The sequence below is a fragment of the Vibrio sp. GLN_1 genome (assembly GCF_043106015.1).
Classification (GTDB): domain Bacteria; phylum Pseudomonadota; class Gammaproteobacteria; order Enterobacterales; family Vibrionaceae; genus Vibrio; species Vibrio parahaemolyticus.
Genome location: NZ_JBICMD010000004.1, coordinates 73,169 through 89,153, shown reverse-complemented (window position 1 = coordinate 89,153; position 15,985 = coordinate 73,169). Strand labels below are relative to the sequence as shown.

Sequence of the window (15,985 nt, the reverse complement as noted above, 5' to 3'; positions counted from 1 at the left end):
CGTTAGTAAGCCTGTTGTGTCATGACGTCACATAGAGTTGCCTTGGTTTCGGAGCAGCCAGTCAAACGAGTTCTCAGCTTATCACAGAGTGCAATAAGCTTATTCGTTTGACTGACGACCTCAACTTGAATGTTTTTGTTTGTTGGAAAGGTAACAGGTAAACCCTCTACAACCTTCTTGCTTATTTTAGGCATGGTTCCAGAAGTCCCCGTCATTTGTTTCCACATGTGCTCTCTGGATGCATTAGCTGATAGAACTAGAGAAAGAAATTCTGGGGAAATTAGCTGATTAACGCGTAGCTTCATCATTAGATCGGGATAAATATAGTTATGATAGTCTTCTTGTATTAAGACATTAGAGCCTACAAAGTTCGCAGAGTTTCCTCGTTGAATTAGTATATCTCCACGAGTGAGGCATAGGTAAGGCTTGTCCTTAATATCGACATCAATATACTTAGATTGTTCTAGATCGAGAGAACCATACGATGTCGCACCAAGTTTAAGAACCTTGAGTTCAGTCCTACTTGGTGCTTCTTTTGGAGATAAACCATTTCTTGGCCCAAAACTAAGAAGCTCCTTAAGCATTGTCTTTCGAGAGTTGCCAAAGGATACGAGTTTACCCATCACCGCCAGTTGTAGGATAGCCTGCTTGAGCTGGTCGATACTCTCTTCGGTGGTGAATAAGGTATCGAAATGCTCACTGATTCGCGCCCAGTTTTGCATTAACTCGTCAGCATCGGCGGAGTTGGTGAGTGTGTTCAACAGAGTCGTTACCAGCACTTGATGCGCTTCGATACTGGCTTCGGTTTGTTGCTCAAGCTGGTCGCAGAGTGTCATTAGCTCATCGACTTTGGCAACGATGCGGTGTTGCTCTTGAAGTGGAGGCAGAGCAATTACGATGTCATTGATCTGTCCTGTACTTAAATTTGGAATTGCACTACCCAGTGATTTTTCTAGATTTTCTGCAATTTTTGTAGTTAATGGAAAAAACAGATAATCCAAATCAATTTGATGCGGGATGAACTTTCCAACCCTCTGATTTAAGTAGAATACTTCATTTGTTGTGTTGAAACCTACTTTACCAGTAGTTGCCCCTGACATTGCAATAACCATGTCGCCTCGATTAACTCGAAGTGATGGGTCAAGATCCTTGATTACACTAGTATCAACTCGAGACATTGTGTTGGGTGTAAGCTCACCAGCAAATGAAATATCACCAATTTTTACTATACCTACTCCAGAGTCTTGGAAGCTCGAACTCTTGAAAGCAAAGCCATTAACAAATGTTGTTATTAAGCCGATTCGAGTCCACGACCAACCTCTTGGTATATCAAATGTCTTTTCCTGCTCTTTAACGCTTGATAGAGGCTTTGTTTTTTTGATCTTCTTGTCTTTTATCAATTGAGCCTTTTCTTGCGCAATACGCTCAAGCAACACTGTAGCAGGCTCATCATTAGGATCTTGAGGCACAAGCTTGCCTCGAACAGCCAACTCCAGAATTAGCTCACGCAGCTTTTTAACACCATAAAGTTCTAGCTTTTTGCTGCTACCTCGACCAGAGGTCGATTTGGTCTTTACTGCCGAAGTCCAAATATCAATATGCTCGGTGATTAGGTTTTCGACTGCCATTATTGCTCTCCACCTTGCTTTTTACCTTGAATGGTAGAGCTAAGCGCATCACCGAGAATGCCTTTCAGTTGGTCACGCAGTGCTTTAATGTCTTGTTGTTGCTGCTGATAGTTCGCCAGTAACTCTTCAGGATCATGGCTGACGACTTCGTCCTGATACGGGTTTTTAATATCAAGGTTAAAGTTGCGCTCGATAATATCTTCAATCGATTCTTTCCAAGCTTGCTTGGTCTCGATACGGCTAGCGAATCCATCGGCCTCGTTACCCCACCAATCGATCTCCTGCTGGAACTCTTCAAACTTCATTGGTTTGGTTTTGCTGTAGTTCTTCACGCCTTCTGGGTAAGGGTGCTCATAGAACCACACTTCTTTGGTCGGTTGGCCTTTGGTAAAGAACAGAATGTTGGTCTTAATACCTGTGTATGGGTTGAACACGCCATTAGGTAAGCGAACAATCGTGTGCAGGTTACACTCTTCCGTCAGCATCTTTTTGATTTTGGTTTTTACGCCTTCACCGAACAAGGTGCCATCAGGCAATACCACACCAGCGCGACCATCTTTATCCAATACTTCGACAATAAGCTGTAAGAACAAATCGGCGGTTTCGCGGGTTTGCATTTCGGCAGGGAAGTTCTTTTCAATCCCGTCTTCTTCTGTGCCACCAAACGGTGGGTTAGTCGCAATCACATTGATATTGCTATCCCAACTTGAAAGCGGTTTGTTAAGCGTGTTTCCATGCTTAATCTGCACAGGGACTTCGATGCCGTGGAGCATCATATTGGTGATACACAGCAAATGTGGCAGTTGTTTCTTCTCTACACCATGGATTTGCTTTTGCAGTGTTTGGTGGTCGGCTGCGCTGGTCACGTAGTTCTCTTTGACGTGATCGAATGAGCAAGCCAAGAAACCGCCCGTGCCGCAAGCGGGATCCATAATTTGTTCACCTAGCTTTGGATCCAGTCTGTTGACGATAAAACGAGTCACTGCACGAGGGGTATAGAACTCACCTGCATTACCTGCGCTTTGTAGGTCGCGTAGGATTTGTTCATAGATATCACCAAACAGGTGACGTTCTTTAGAGTCAGTAAAGTCGATTTCGTTGAGCTTGTTAATCACCTGGCGCAGTAGTGTGCCATTTTTCATGTAGTTGAAAGCATCACTAAAGGCTTCTTTCACCACGAAACCGCGTGGGTTTGTGTCTTTCGGTGCGGTTAGGTTTTTTAGCGTAGGGAATAGGTCATCATTGATGAATTCCAGCAGCTCATCACCCGTAATGCCTTGGTTATCTGCCGCCCAGTTACGCCATAGGTATTTCGCTGGGATGGGTTCGCGGTAATCATCTAACTCGAACTCTAGCTCTTCCTCTTGAGCATCAAACACTTTAAGGAATAAAAGCCACGACATTTGGCCTAGACGCTGCGCGTCACCATCAACACCCGCATCTTTACGCATGATGTCTTGAATAGACTTGATAACTGAACTGATTGACATGGAGTTCTACTACTAACTGACTGAAAATATTGGGGTGGATTATAGCAGAATTGGATCGAAGAAAATGAACTTATCGCTATGAAACTATGTTTGTGATTGTGGTTTAATAATGAATCAGTGATATAAATGAAACAATAAAAAATATAACCAGGTTGTCTAGAAAATGAAGGTTGAGTGTCCCCATTGTCACACTGACAATGTTATTGAATATGCAGAGCATATCTCGTGTGAGAAGTGCGAAAAAAGCTTCAAAGGCTTTAAATTTAGTAAACGGAAACTGGTGTCTGCCAGTACGGCATTGGTCGTGGGCGTGGTTGGTGGTTATAAGGTGAATGGTGCTTTTGATGAAGAGCGTTACCCATTAGAAGTAGAGTATGCCATCGTTGATACCTGCATAAACTCGTCAAAAAATATGGTGTCGGTGAGTTGGTATGAGAGTAAGCGAGAAACGTGTTTATGCGCTCTTTCACAAACGGAAAAGTCTGTGCCGTATTCCGATTACAAATCTGATCAAAACTTGTTTTTGAGTAACTTCAAGCTGAATGCTAGAAGTTGTTCATAATAGAAAAATGAGGCAGCTAGACTGCCTCATTTATATCTAATGTGCTTAGCGTTTAGGTGTGTTGCCACGACCTTTGCCTGAAGGCTTGCCAGTTGTGCTTGGGTAGTTTGGATTACCTTTCGGCGCAGTTTTTGGTGCAGAACTTGGTTTTGCCATGATGGTTACTCCTATTTACCTTGTTTTTGGTTGTTGGCAGCAGCGCGTTGAGCGCGAGCCGCGAATGAATCTTTAGAGACTTGTCCGCCATTTTGTTTTGCTTGATTCGCTTGAATACGAGCAGCGGCTTCAGGGGTCATTGGTGCTTTGTTTTTAGACATAATATTTTCCTTTTCGTTTATGAATGATTGTCTCCGCTGAGACCATTGCATAGTAACTAGTAGGGTAGGGACAAATGGGGACAACCCAAAAACAAAAGCAAATTCGAACTATGTTGGATGCGTTAGGCTGGAGCCATAAGCAACTGGCCGATGTATTATATGAAGAGCTTTATTGCTCTGATTATGAGGAGCTTCATGATGTAGATCCCGAGGCTGTGAGCAAATTTCAACAGACGTTAAAAAAGCAACTTCAACGTCCTTCTACACCAGAAGATAGGCTACAACAGTACGTAAAAATCGTATCAGAACACCCAGAGTTTATTGCTTTGGGATTGGGAGTTGTTGTGCCTAAATACGTAGGACACACATGTTTAAATCAATGCCTTATAGATGGGCTTTCCGAGATCTCCAACACACTAGATAATGAAAATGAATGCATAGATGTTTAATATGTTAAATAATGTTCAAGTTATGAAATTGTTTTAGGTGGGGAATATTAGGGAGACGCTGTGTACAAGGGGCATTGGTACGATGTTGTGGGAAAAGAGAGAACGGATCTTAGAGCTATGAGCCTTGATTTCGACTCATTAAAGTTGGCTATAGATGAAGCAATGAGCGTTTTGCCTGATACAAAATTGATCGTAATTAATGAGAATTTAGGCTGGGGTCTTATCTCTATCGAGGAAACCAAGCGGATGCTAATTTGTAAGGACTAGAAAGTTACCTTGCTATGCAGCTAAAACGAACTTTGTTGCTTTCCTCACTGTTTGATTTATAAGCATCCCGTATCATAAAGCGTCTATGATACTTAAAGAGGTGCTTTGCATGACTTGCAGTTGTTGTAACAAACGTTTGAACGTAGGAATGATACACAAGAGAGATCCCCACACGGGCCAAAAATTTAAGTCCTGCCCCCATTGTTCTGATGCAAATGGAGGAGAGCATGTTTTTCATCCCTATCCATCGTCCTTTGGCAAAACTCCTGCTAGAGTGACGGCTAGGAACCCCGAAGGCTACCAGAGCTACTGTATCGATTGTCGCCGCCTAAATAAAGGTGAGCTATCTCATACATATATGAATGGAAAAACGTGCAGTAGTCTTGTTTAGGAATCGAATGAATTTATCCCAAGATGATGCAGTAAACTGGCTATCAATGCTCGATTCTGCGAGCGTTGATTTGCTAATAACAGATCCTCCTTATGAATCTCTAGAGAAACACCGAAAGATCGGTACGACAACAAGACTTAAAGTCAGTAAGTCCTCAAGCAATCAATGGTTTGAGATATTCCCAAATGCAAGATTTGAAGAGCTACTGCGCGAAGTTTATCGTGTGCTCAAGAAGAATGCGCATTTCTATCTTTTCTGCGATCAAGAAACGATGTTCGTCATTAAACCGATTGCGGAAAAAGTCGGTTTTAGATTCTGGAAACCAATTATTTGGGATAAGGTTAGTATTGGTATGGGTTACCATTACCGTGCTCGACACGAATACATACTGTTTTTTGAAAAGGGCAAGAGAAAGCTTAATGATTTGAGCATACCTGACATACTGACTCATAAACGGGTCTATAGAGGGTATCCAACTGAAAAGCCAGTAAGTCTCTTGGAAGTTCTGGTCGCTCAAAGTAGCAGAGAAGGCGAGCTAGTTGTTGATCCGTTTTTTGGCTCTGGCTCGACCTTGGTTGCAGCTAAGAACTTGAATCGTCAGTGCAAAGGAAACGATATTTCCTCGTCTGCCCATGAACATATTCGTCAGCGTATGAAGTTTCATAAGAGATCGCTAAGCTAAGCCATTGAAAGGTTGTATTTTGGTGTGCTCTATCTGTGTTAATAAGTGTCATAAAAGTTTCTTTTACCAATCTTCTTGAATATATCTTTGTATATTTTTTTGAAAGAAGGCTGATTGCACAGATGGCTACTACTGAAACTCTTATTGATAGCTATAACTTCAGAGTCACTTCTTTTAGATAACCATTTTATAATTTTCAATTTTTTACGGCGTAATACAAGTGTGCGTACGAGGAGTAAAGAAATGATCGCATACAGCAAAGGTAGGAAAATTATGTGGATGAATAAATCGCTAGGGTTTGTAAAATTTGAGGGGCTTAGACCACTTATATACTCTTCAATGGTCACATTTTGTTTAGTAGCTCTGGCGTATAATGTGTAAGTAATTACAGGTACAGACACTAGTGTGACGTTTCGCAAAGTTAACATTGAAGCGAAAGTCTTGAGGACAGTGTTAAGTCGTAAGTTCTCACTTGTCTGCCAAAAACTATGGAACATCTCAGAAAAGTCTTCAACAGCCCATTGTCCTCCATCAGGACTATCAATTTGCTGCTTCCATTCACCAAGATTTCGGCTGTCTTTGCTTAACATTTTCCCGCTAACAGCGCTTAAACATAAAAGTGATTCTTTACAGTAATTAAAAAGAACATTTAAGTGTTCAACTAAATCATGTTTGTATTGAGTTGATGCTATTCTCTTCTGCTCGTCAGATAACATAAAACTTAGCTTGGCATTAAGCTTGATGTCGTTATTCGTATCAAACTTTACATGTTTGCTCTCATCGATGTGAGCTTTTACGATTTCTGCAATTTTAATTAGAGGCTGGATGCAGCTAGTGTAGTCATCAAGGTTTTTTGAGTCTACTGATTGCTCAAGGGAAATCAGTATCTCACGTGAATCACTCATTGAAAGTAAAACAGGCCGAATAAAGTACAATCGATATATCATTTTCTTTCGAAACTCTTGGTATGCAGATTGTAATTTTTGCTCTTTATCTACCATTTCACTCAATGTGTTAATTAACAATTCTATTTCAATTGAGTTCATTTCGAAGATAGGCTTGTCAATGATGTTATCGACACTTTTTCTTAGAGAAGTGCTTGCTGTTGCGCAATCTACATAAAATGGCTCCAACTCCTTTATACTTTCATTAATAGTCATCAATGCGCTAGAGCGTACTTTCTCATCAACATCGCGCTTTATATTATCTTTATCTTCCTGCCGCTTTGCGTAAACCCAAGTTAGGGCAGTAGCGATGATTGTTATACTAGTTGCAACATCAAAACCAAATTGTATGCTGTCAGATATGTTTATCATAGATGTTGTTCCTTCCAGGCACTTTTCGCCAAGCAATGTAGTTAGTGTGCGTACAGCATGTCGATACTCCATCAACGTTATCAAAATGGCCTTTCGTACTCATTTGGATCAGACCGATAGTTGCACAAGTATTTCGTCTTTGATTGGATAAACACTGGATATAGCAAAATGCCTCAAACTGTATCTCATCTCGGGTCTTGGAGATTTTTTCTTCACATGCACGCTTTTTGTCTAATGTGCTGTAATTTAATGGAATTGACGTAACTTGCAAGGTGTAGATAAGCTTTAAAATTTGCACTGATTATAAATTGCTGCTCTATAACAATCGCCTGTTAATATTATGGTTTATGCCACGGAAATGTTATCTGGTATTGATAGGCTAACTGACTAACCCCAAAAGTTGGGATACCAATATCACTGCATTGTCTGTAAAGTCGTTAGGACTGGTGGTCTTATTGTGGCGGGAACGTTGATCTATCCAGTCCAATGTAGAGGTGTTAGGAGGCTTGTAAACTATAGGAATCACGTCTTTAAACATATTGTGTAGCTCTCTACAGTAGTATGTTGAAGACAGACAACTCTAACCATATGGAACCAGGTAACATCTAAAACATCTCTTGTGTATTTTTGTATTTAGCTGTGGTTCACGAGCTATGCCGATTGATAGATTTCCGACTCTAGTTCACTGATAGCTTCTAAGTACTGCTCTTTACCACCAAAGCACTTTTTGACGATTTCAGCAGGGCGTCCCATCTCGTCAAAAGGCTTAACTTTGAGTACATGAATATTCTCAATCTCTTGAACGCCTTCGTCTGCGTACTTGTCTAGTAGGTTGCTCAACACCTGCTGAGCCGTTTCACCATACTTAGTGAAGTAGTTGCGCTTTTTGACATTCTCAGCACGTTCTTTTCTGGTGAGTGCAGGTTGGTCATACACGACATGACAAATCATGTCGAATGGGTCGAGATCTTTGCCGACTTCCAGCTCTAATGCTTCCCAGATGATGCCTTCCTCTGCCAGTTCATCAATGATTGCTTGCTTTTTATCGGCATCTTGCCAGCGCTTAACAAAGTCATCCATTGAGGTGAACTGTTTTGCCATCGTCTTGCGGGTATAGTCTTTGAACGACTCGGTTACGAGTTTACCGTCGGAATCGTAGTATTGAACACGTTCGGCAATGGCTTTCACCGTTACACCGTTGACATGGAACTTTCTAACTCGGTTCTCATCCTGCCCATCATCATCGGAATTGCTACCGTCGGAAGGAGATGAACCTGAGTCGTATGAAGCCTCTGGTTCATGGATGCTTTCAGGGTCGATATCTTCCCCTTCAAATGGATCATCTTGTTCAAATTCATCCTCACCATCGATGATCTCATCGAGTCCATCATCGGTATCGAAGTCTTCTGGTTTTGTCTCTTTAACTCGCTCAGGGACACCATCAAAGCGCTCATCAGCGAACAGTTCAGTCGCCTTTTTGAAGTCGAGAATGGTAAACCATAGCTTTCCGTAACGATCATCGATACGAGTACCGCGACCGATAATCTGCTTAAACTTGGTCATCGACTGAATGCCCTGGTCAAGAACAACCAGTTTGCAAGTTTTTGCATCGACACCTGTTGTCATCAGTTCTGAGGTGGTTGCGATAACAGGGTAAGCCTTTTTGGGGCTGATGAAGTTATCAAGCTGAGCTTTGCCGATTTCATCATCACCAGTGATTTTCATTACGTATTTTTCATTTTTAGCAACTTGCTCAGGGTTGCAGTTGATCAGCGCTCGTCGCATACGTTCTGCATGGTCAATGTCATTGCAGAAAACAATGGTCTTCGCCATCGGGTCGGTGCGCTTGAGGTAGCTGGTGATGGTCTGTGCAACCAGTTCTGTTCGCTCATCAATGACCATAGTTCTGTCGAAGTCTTTCTGGTTATAGATCCTGTCTTCGATGACTTCACCATGTTTATCGACTTGTCCTTTGGTTGGTCGCCAACCTTGTAAATCTACATCGATATCTACACGCACAACTTTGTAAGGGGCTAAGAAACCGTCTTCAATACCTTGCTTTAGAGAGTAGGTATAAATGGCATCGCCAAAGTACTCGGTGTTAGACACGATATCGGTTTCTTTCGGTGTCGCGGTTAGCCCTATTTGAGTCGCTGAACCGAAATACTCAAGAATCTCGCGCCATGCGCTGTCCTCAGCGGCACTGCCACGATGGCACTCGTCAACGACAATAAGATCAAAGAAATCAGGATCGACCTGTTTGTATGCTTTTTGGTGCTCTTCTGGGCCAGTCAGAGCTTGATACAGAGCTAGGTGGATTTCGTAAGCGGGATCGACTGTTCGACCAGTGACTTTAGTCATAGCGGGGCCAAACGGCTGGAAATCGTTCCTCTTAGTTTGATCGACCAGAACGTTTCTGTCTGCTAGAAATAGGATGCGTTTTTTGGCTCGGGACTTCCATAGTCGCCAAATAATCTGGAATGCAGTGTAAGTTTTGCCCGTACCCGTTGCCATAACCAAGAGTACACGGTTTTGTCCTGCTGCTACCGCTTCGACGGTTTTGTTTATCGCCTGTAGCTGATAGTAGCGCGGAGACTTACCGCTACCATCATCATGGTAATCTTGAGTAATGACTGGAAGGTGCTCGGTTTTGTAGCCTTTCCAAACGCAGTATTTGTCCCATAGTTGCTGAGGTGTTGGGAAGTCTTCAAGTCGAATTTCAGTTTCGAGTTGAGCTGGGTTGGTTTTGTCGTGGAAGATAAAACCGTCGCCATTTGAGGCAAAGACAAAAGGGACTTCAAGTAAGTTGGCGTAGTCTAGTCCTTGTTGCATACCTTTGCCGACTTCATGCTTATTCGCTTTTGCTTCGACAACTGCTAGAGGCATGCTCGGTTTATGGTAAAGGACGATGTCCGCAGACTTAACCTTTTTCCTCGCTGCTGCCTGACCACGAACAATGACTTTACCGTCACGTAGTTTTACCTCTTGACGGATTTGAGACATATCATCCCATCCTGCATCTTTGATAGCGGGAAGAATGAATTTCGTGATGATGTCGGTTTCAGATAGCTTTGATTTATTTATTGTCGATTCCATGCGATTAGCCAGCCCAGTACAAATGCATTTCATGACTATACCAAAGGATGCATAAAAGCAGAAAAGATACTGACTTATCAGTGAAGTGGATGGTGTTTTTCTAAAATAGGCAAAGGAACTACACAGGTAGAAATCTACACTGCGAGAGCAGTGTAGTTGTTCGTGAAAAAGCTTAAGGGCTTAAGCTTCTCCTAATCCAGTAAGTCAGGTCGATCTTTGGGTAAAAGATCAGCCACCTCACAATCGAGAACTCGAGCTAGCTGATAAAGCTTTTCAACTGTGATTCGAACGCCATCTCTTTCTACCTTACCTAAGTAACCACGACTAAAGCCCGCCTTGATACTCGCATCGGAGCTTGATAGTCCGATTTTTGTTCGTTTATCAATGATATTTTGAGCTATTTCTTTTGCTAAATTATTCATATCGTTACATGACGAAGTTTCTTTTCAGTTTACATCAGTGATTGAATTGACTCCATGATAATCACTTGACTTAAATACGACTGGGTAATATATTACCCATTATATGTTGGATAATATATTATTCATTTGATAAGGAAGTATATGAGAGTAGGTACTAAAGAGTTGTACAAAATCGGTTTGGAAACTCTTCAGCATTATGAGCAAGAAGAGTACTTCAGCTTGTTTAGTTACCGAAAGCTATTGAGGCCTTTTCTCGAGACGCATTACTGCATTGATGAACATATTGAGCGTTTTAATAATCAGTCTTATCGAATTTTGAAAATACTAGAACAGGAAGGGAAGGTTGTGCGATTAAGTCCCCCTCGAATAAATAACGCTCAATTTGTTGCCGTCGGGGGCAAAAAAGTCACACAAGAAAAGCATAGAGTCGGCCAAGGGTATTTAGAGCCAGAGCCTGTTAGCGAAGAGCGACAATACCAAGATCAGTTAAACACCAAAATCGTTGAAATTAATGTTCAAATAGTCGCACATAAAGAACTGTTGGATCTGTTTCCAGTTCATGGTGAACATTTGAACAACGAAATAGAAAAGCTAGAGATTGAAGCATTACTTACTGAATATAAAAAAGAAATTTTGGGAAAGATTATTAGTCAAGATAAGCGCTAAGCTTATAAAAGGGTGGTTCTTGACTCGCGGTCCGCACTTTAGGAACCAGTTCGGAGTTGGACTCTCTTTGTAGTCATTCCCATGCGTGGGAATGAGCCAGCGGTTCGACAGCGATTTGTGAGATACTACGGGATCTTACTTTAGTTTTTAGGGTGATTTCCCCAAATTTCAATAGCTAAGCTTTGTTCGACTGCAAACTCTTCGATAATTGAGTCTAAGATGTCGATGTAGTGGGAATAGCGACAGATAAACCAGATATGAGTCTTCTCGCTGTTAATGATAGCGCGAACATTGTTCATTACAATGTCCACATAAAATTGACCTTTGCGATCGCACTGAACAGCATTCTGTGCATTAAATTTCGATTTTAGGTAATATTGTATAGCCATTCCCACGATTGGGAATGGCTCATCGTGATTCAGAATTAGCTTGAGGGCGCGTTTTCGCTGGTAGTGTTAGAAAACTCGCCGCGTTCTTCTAATCGACCTTCCAAATGGGCTTTCTTGATAAGCGTTTCTTGTAGAAGGGCAGCAGTTTTCTCAAGTTCTTTTCTCATATTCTGATTTTCAGATTTAAGCTTCGCATTGTTGTCTTCCAATACAGCATTGTCGCGCTGGTAACTGAAAGATGCATCGGCACTATCCTGTAACTCAGAGACTTTGTTTTTCAACTTTTTTACTTCGACAGTTAAGCGATCATTATCACTTGTGAGATCAGTTAATTGTCGCGGAAGTTCTTGTAGCTCTGCTAGCTTGTCTTGTAGTTCTTCTACTAGCTCACCTGATTGGATTGCTTGTTGTTTCCTTTGCTCAGAAAGGTGTTCTGCTATCTTCACTCGGTTTTCGACTACAGTCGCAATGTCTTGTTCGACTGATTGCCATAGAGCAGTAATGTCAAGCTTTAGAGCCGCTTCAAGGGGCGCAGTAAACCATTCAGGAACTTCTCGCAATTTATGATCGAGGTTAGATTGTTGAGACTCCAACACATTAAAAGCGATCTGTGCTTTTAAGTATCTACCGCCGACGGCCGTTTGCAATTGTGCGGGGTTCTGGAAGGGCTTTCCTTCCGCTATTGCTTGACTGTATTTTTCATAGAACAGTTCAAAAGGTTTCCCTTTTTCAGGGTTTTGCCCGATGTTAATTAGATCATGCTCGAACTTTAGCTTTGCTTTTGGAAGTAAGTCAGTTGCGTTAGTTTGTAAGTTAGTATCAATATTCATTTACTTACATACCCCTAGTACGATTGGTTATTTGCTTGTTCATCGAGCCATGACTCAATAGTTTCACGCTTCCATCCGACAACTCTTGGACTGATTGCACAAGCCGCAGGGAGACGACCTTCTTTTCTCCAACGCCAGACTGTTACTTTGCTTATGCTCAAGTACGTAGCCAACTCACTAACTCTTATAAAATTACTATCTATCATTTTTATTCTTCTCATTTTTGTTTTTATGTTTCTGTTTGATGTAATCGTATGAAAACAAACGCAAGTGTTGTAGATTAAAGAAAAGACATAATGGGGTTTACACTGATGGATAAGGTAGCTGCGGTAGTACTTGAAAAGAAACTGGAGGACAACCTTAAGAAACTTGAAGCACGATCTAGAAGTGAAAACAAAAAGCTAACTCAAAAGAAGAGTCCAAATGGTATATCTGTTATTGAAGCATTTGATGTTGATTTAGAGTTAGAAGTGTCTGAAGTGTTAATGTTAAATCTTCGTTTTCTTAAGACTTTTGCGGATCGAAAGCCGAATACCATTAAGGAGTTCGTTCGTTTTGCAGGAGGGTTGTCTGCATCAATTGATAAGCTTATTAGCTTCAGAACCCCAACATCGAATCTCTCACCAAAAGGATTACTTCAAGATCAAAACGATGAAGTTATCGAATACATTGATGTGATTGAGCAAATGCTCGTTAAAGCGAAGGGATTGACACCTCAAAGGCCATCATCTGACAATACTCAAACAAAACACACTACTTTGGCTTTACCTTTCTGTGCGCTTTGCTACAAACGAGTGAATCAGTCTCCATACTATTGTCGAGATCATCACTCTTCTAGGAGTGCTTTAGCATATAAGAAAGCCACAAGAAGATTGATTTCTGCCGTCTATCGCCATAGTGATGATGAAGATGCGCAAAGTAAGCTAGAAGACTATAAACAAGGTAAAGAACGCTTGGATGCAAGAACTCTTTATTCTTGGCTTAACTTATTCTCAGTAGAGCCGCGATTGGTGATGTCTGAGCTACTCAAACTGGATCGAGACAACGCAGGCTGGCAAAGCTATGCGAAAGCTATACTGGCATTTGCACGGGAGCATTACCCACATGCTTACGAGAAAATTAATGATATCGACAACATTACTTCTTGCTACGACGATTGGATTGTAAACGTTGCAAGGGTGCTAGGAGGGGACGTTGAGGCAAACTTGTGGAAAATTAAGGATGCTCTGATCTGGTTAAAGAGTGCGAATAACATTCAAAAATCGTTGACACTCCTAAACTGTATACGCAGATATGAAGCGTTTATGATAGTTAATAATTTCCCCGTTTTAAGCGGAGCGAAACAAGGCACCAATCCTAACATAGCGAAGCGTGAACAGTTGAAACAGCTATTAAAAGAAAGAGATGATGACCCATCTCTTACGATGAATGAGATTGCGAGAATATTAGGTGTGTCACGAACTGCTGTATACAAATTGAAGAATAAAATTATTTAGCACTAGAAGGTCAACTATAATAATTTGATTGTCAAATAGGTAAATAACTAAATGTATTCATGCTGGCGAGCAGCATGATTTTTCGTGGAATAGTGTCTCTATTAAATGCCTTGAGTTTTCTTGTTTGAATAATAATTGTTTTTATATTGTCGCTTTTATTCATTGGTTATTAATCCTTGGACCTAAATAAGGCTACATTCCCTCAAAAAATATGTTATAACTATTATGACTGTTATAACTATTATAACGGTTATAGCTTTAATATAAGGAGCAAGACCGAAAAATTAAAAATAAATGAGCAAAGTTTACTCTTGTTGATTTTTTTTTGTTGTCGCAGAGCGCAATTGCTGTGTCGCAAAAGACAGTTTTAGTGCTTCGTGTGACACTTTTTTATTTGTTCGCACGTAGCGCAAGCTTTCGTGCAGAGACGTTTGTCTGCTTCGTCTGCAATGTAATTTTCGTGCATCGAAAAAATCCGCTTTGCTCTTCATCGGATTTTTAGGGATAACTAAAGTAGTTTATTTTTTCCAGAAAGCCTTTATCCATAAGGGTGACTAGTATTACTTTAGGGATGTAAATAGGTAAGTTCAGGACTGAAAATGTTCAGAACAGTGTTCAAACATAACTTGTTTTTTCATATTAAAAAACAAAAAACAAAAAACAAAAAAGTTAATGTAGTTATAAATTTACGAGAACAGTGTTCTTGATAATACCGATAACGATTTAATTTTGTATTGATCTCACTAGAAGCACTGTAGTGCCTATTTCCCCACCTGTTCAGAGTTACCTATCTATTGGCGCAGAGTTAGCTAGGCTACAGAGCTTAGCTCTGTAGCTTTTCTATTAAGAGTGAACATTGCTCTACTTCGTTAGTCAGTTAATCCTAGCCTAGATTCAAACTCTTTTTTGGACAGAAATGTGTCAGTGATTCTTCTAATTTAGCTACCCATGAATAACTTTTCGTATCCCAAAACGCAATCAGGCACCGCTGTTCGCGGCTTTGTTGCGTAATTCAGACGAGAAACCAAACCTCCTAAAGTTGAGCGACTTTTATACAATATACTGAGTTTCAGGCATACCAAGCCCTGTAAGTTTGTTCAGTGCTTTGATCATGGCGTAAGTCTCGCCAACCTGAGCGTTGTAATTTCTTAGACTTAATTTCCCACCTAGCAACTGTTTTACTCGGTACATTGCGGTCTCTGACAGAGAGCGCTTATGATAGCCATACCGCTTTTTCCACTTCTTGTTGGAGCCGTAGAGCTTCTGGCAATCTACCGCTAAGTTACGAGGATGCCCTTGTTCCCAGAAGGCTGCTCCTTCTCTTGGCGGGATGAGCGGAACAGCTCGCTTGATCCGTATGGCATCATGGCAATTCCTTGTGTCATAAGCGCCATCGCCTGATATCTCAATGATTTTACGACGTGTTTGCTTGAGTAAGTTGGGGAGCACTTCGGCATCAGTTACGTTAGATAAGCTCAGCTCTGCTGCGACTATTTCGTGGGTGCTTGTATCTACCGCGATATGCAGCTTACGCCAGACTCTTCGCTTCCCATCAGTTCCATGCTTCTTGACCTTCCATTCACCTTCGCCATAAACCTTGAGGCCAGTGGCATCAATGGCCAGATGTTGTATTGCTCCTCTGGTTTTGGTTTTAAATGAAACTTCAACTTCCTTAGCTCGGCGGCTTATACAGGTGTAGTGCGGGCAAACAAGCGGGATGTTAGCCAGCTTAAATACGGAGTCTAGAAAACCTTGCAGCGCTCTCAAGGGCATAGAGAAAACGCGTTTCACCATCAGTGCGGTAGTAATGGCTAAGTCGCTGAATCGGCGAGGTCTACCACGCTTGCCTTGTTTGTTTTGCTTCCACTCAGCTATCGCTTCCTCATCAATCCAAAAGGTCAGAGAACCACGGTTGATTAAGGATTTATTGTACTGCTTCCAGTTAGTTGTTTTGTAACGAGGTTTAGGCATGAGGCTACGACGA

Annotated in this window: 15 protein-coding genes; 5 read left to right on the top strand and 10 right to left on the bottom strand. The window is 41.4% G+C overall.

Translation table 11 applies throughout. The annotated features are described in order from the left end of the window. Positions 1 to 2: 2 nt before the first annotated feature. Together ACF8OV_RS00775 and ACF8OV_RS00770 are read right to left on the bottom strand one after the other, a co-directional pair. Positions 3 to 1,628 carry a restriction endonuclease subunit S gene (locus tag ACF8OV_RS00775; RefSeq protein WP_114322583.1) on the bottom strand — a complete coding sequence of 542 codons (1,626 nt, stop codon included), beginning with the start codon at positions 1,626 to 1,628 and terminating at the stop codon, positions 3 to 5. Beyond that, entirely contained in the window at positions 1,628 to 3,118 is a 1,491-nt protein-coding gene (locus ACF8OV_RS00770; RefSeq protein WP_114322582.1) for an N-6 DNA methylase, read from the bottom strand. Before ACF8OV_RS00770 ends, ACF8OV_RS00775 begins: the two co-directional genes overlap by 1 nt. A 163-nt stretch (positions 3,119 to 3,281) precedes the next feature. Here ACF8OV_RS00770 and ACF8OV_RS00765 point away from each other — a divergent pair, with 163 nt between their 5' ends. Continuing rightward, positions 3,282 to 3,680, top strand: coding sequence for a hypothetical protein (locus ACF8OV_RS00765; protein ID WP_025506819.1), 399 nt, complete (start codon positions 3,282 to 3,284; stop codon positions 3,678 to 3,680). A gap of 167 nt (positions 3,681 to 3,847) precedes the next feature. Here the strand turns inward: ACF8OV_RS00765 and ACF8OV_RS00760 are convergent, their stop codons facing one another. Continuing rightward, the gene (locus ACF8OV_RS00760; RefSeq protein WP_017790133.1) at positions 3,848 to 3,997 is read right to left on the bottom strand and encodes a hypothetical protein; all 150 of its coding nucleotides are present in this window, start codon (positions 3,995 to 3,997) and stop codon (positions 3,848 to 3,850) included. Between the two features lie 74 nt (positions 3,998 to 4,071). Here ACF8OV_RS00760 and ACF8OV_RS00755 point away from each other — a divergent pair, with 74 nt between their 5' ends. Further along, positions 4,072 to 4,446 carry an elongation factor Ts gene (locus tag ACF8OV_RS00755; protein WP_114322581.1) on the top strand — a complete coding sequence of 125 codons (375 nt, stop codon included), beginning with the start codon at positions 4,072 to 4,074 and terminating at the stop codon, positions 4,444 to 4,446. A gap of 665 nt (positions 4,447 to 5,111) precedes the next feature. After that, the gene (locus ACF8OV_RS00750; RefSeq protein ID WP_114322580.1) at positions 5,112 to 5,786 is read left to right on the top strand and encodes a site-specific DNA-methyltransferase; all 675 of its coding nucleotides are present in this window, start codon (positions 5,112 to 5,114) and stop codon (positions 5,784 to 5,786) included. Positions 5,787 to 5,824: 38 nt separating this feature from the next. Here ACF8OV_RS00750 and ACF8OV_RS00745 read toward each other — a convergent pair whose 3' ends face one another. From ACF8OV_RS00745 to ACF8OV_RS00735, 3 genes are all read right to left on the bottom strand, one after another. Next, complete coding sequence (locus tag ACF8OV_RS00745; RefSeq protein ID WP_392404317.1) at positions 5,825 to 7,102, bottom strand: hypothetical protein; 1,278 nt, start codon at positions 7,100 to 7,102, stop codon at positions 5,825 to 5,827. 651 nt (positions 7,103 to 7,753) lie between these two features. After that, positions 7,754 to 10,198 carry an EcoAI/FtnUII family type I restriction enzme subunit R gene (gene hsdR / locus ACF8OV_RS00740; RefSeq protein ID WP_317676134.1) on the bottom strand — a complete coding sequence of 815 codons (2,445 nt, stop codon included), beginning with the start codon at positions 10,196 to 10,198 and terminating at the stop codon, positions 7,754 to 7,756. Between the two features lie 191 nt (positions 10,199 to 10,389). Next, positions 10,390 to 10,620 (bottom strand): helix-turn-helix domain-containing protein, encoded by a 231-nt coding sequence (locus tag ACF8OV_RS00735; protein WP_025522378.1) that lies wholly within the window; start codon positions 10,618 to 10,620, stop codon positions 10,390 to 10,392. Positions 10,621 to 10,761: 141 nt separating this feature from the next. Here ACF8OV_RS00735 and ACF8OV_RS00730 point away from each other — a divergent pair, with 141 nt between their 5' ends. Beyond that, on the top strand, positions 10,762 to 11,286 hold the full coding sequence (locus tag ACF8OV_RS00730) for a DNA repair protein (protein ID WP_262647236.1): 525 nt from the start codon (positions 10,762 to 10,764) through the stop codon (positions 11,284 to 11,286). A gap of 140 nt (positions 11,287 to 11,426) precedes the next feature. On the opposite strand, the gene ACF8OV_RS00725 is transcribed toward ACF8OV_RS00730, so the two are convergent. The 3 genes from ACF8OV_RS00725 to ACF8OV_RS00715 all read right to left on the bottom strand — a co-directional run bounded on the left by ACF8OV_RS00725 (position 11,427) and on the right by ACF8OV_RS00715 (position 12,711). Next, complete coding sequence (locus ACF8OV_RS00725) at positions 11,427 to 11,585, bottom strand: hypothetical protein (protein ID WP_153645955.1); 159 nt, start codon at positions 11,583 to 11,585, stop codon at positions 11,427 to 11,429. 125 nt (positions 11,586 to 11,710) lie between these two features. Further along, positions 11,711 to 12,505, bottom strand: a complete 795-nt coding sequence (locus ACF8OV_RS00720) for a hypothetical protein (RefSeq protein ID WP_013571352.1) — start codon at positions 12,503 to 12,505, stop codon at positions 11,711 to 11,713. Positions 12,506 to 12,519: 14 nt separating this feature from the next. After that, a complete protein-coding gene (locus tag ACF8OV_RS00715; protein ID WP_072612274.1) occupies positions 12,520 to 12,711 on the bottom strand; it encodes an AlpA family transcriptional regulator in 192 nt (63 codons plus the stop codon). A 105-nt stretch (positions 12,712 to 12,816) separates the two neighbouring features. On the opposite strand from ACF8OV_RS00715, the gene ACF8OV_RS00710 reads away from it, so the two are divergent. Beyond that, entirely contained in the window at positions 12,817 to 14,001 is a 1,185-nt protein-coding gene (locus ACF8OV_RS00710; RefSeq protein WP_153645953.1) for a hypothetical protein, read from the top strand. A 1,050-nt stretch (positions 14,002 to 15,051) separates the two neighbouring features. On the opposite strand, the gene ACF8OV_RS00705 is transcribed toward ACF8OV_RS00710, so the two are convergent. After that, the gene (locus ACF8OV_RS00705) at positions 15,052 to 15,972 is read right to left on the bottom strand and encodes an IS5 family transposase (protein WP_317676135.1); all 921 of its coding nucleotides are present in this window, start codon (positions 15,970 to 15,972) and stop codon (positions 15,052 to 15,054) included. Positions 15,973 to 15,985 lie beyond the last annotated feature (13 nt).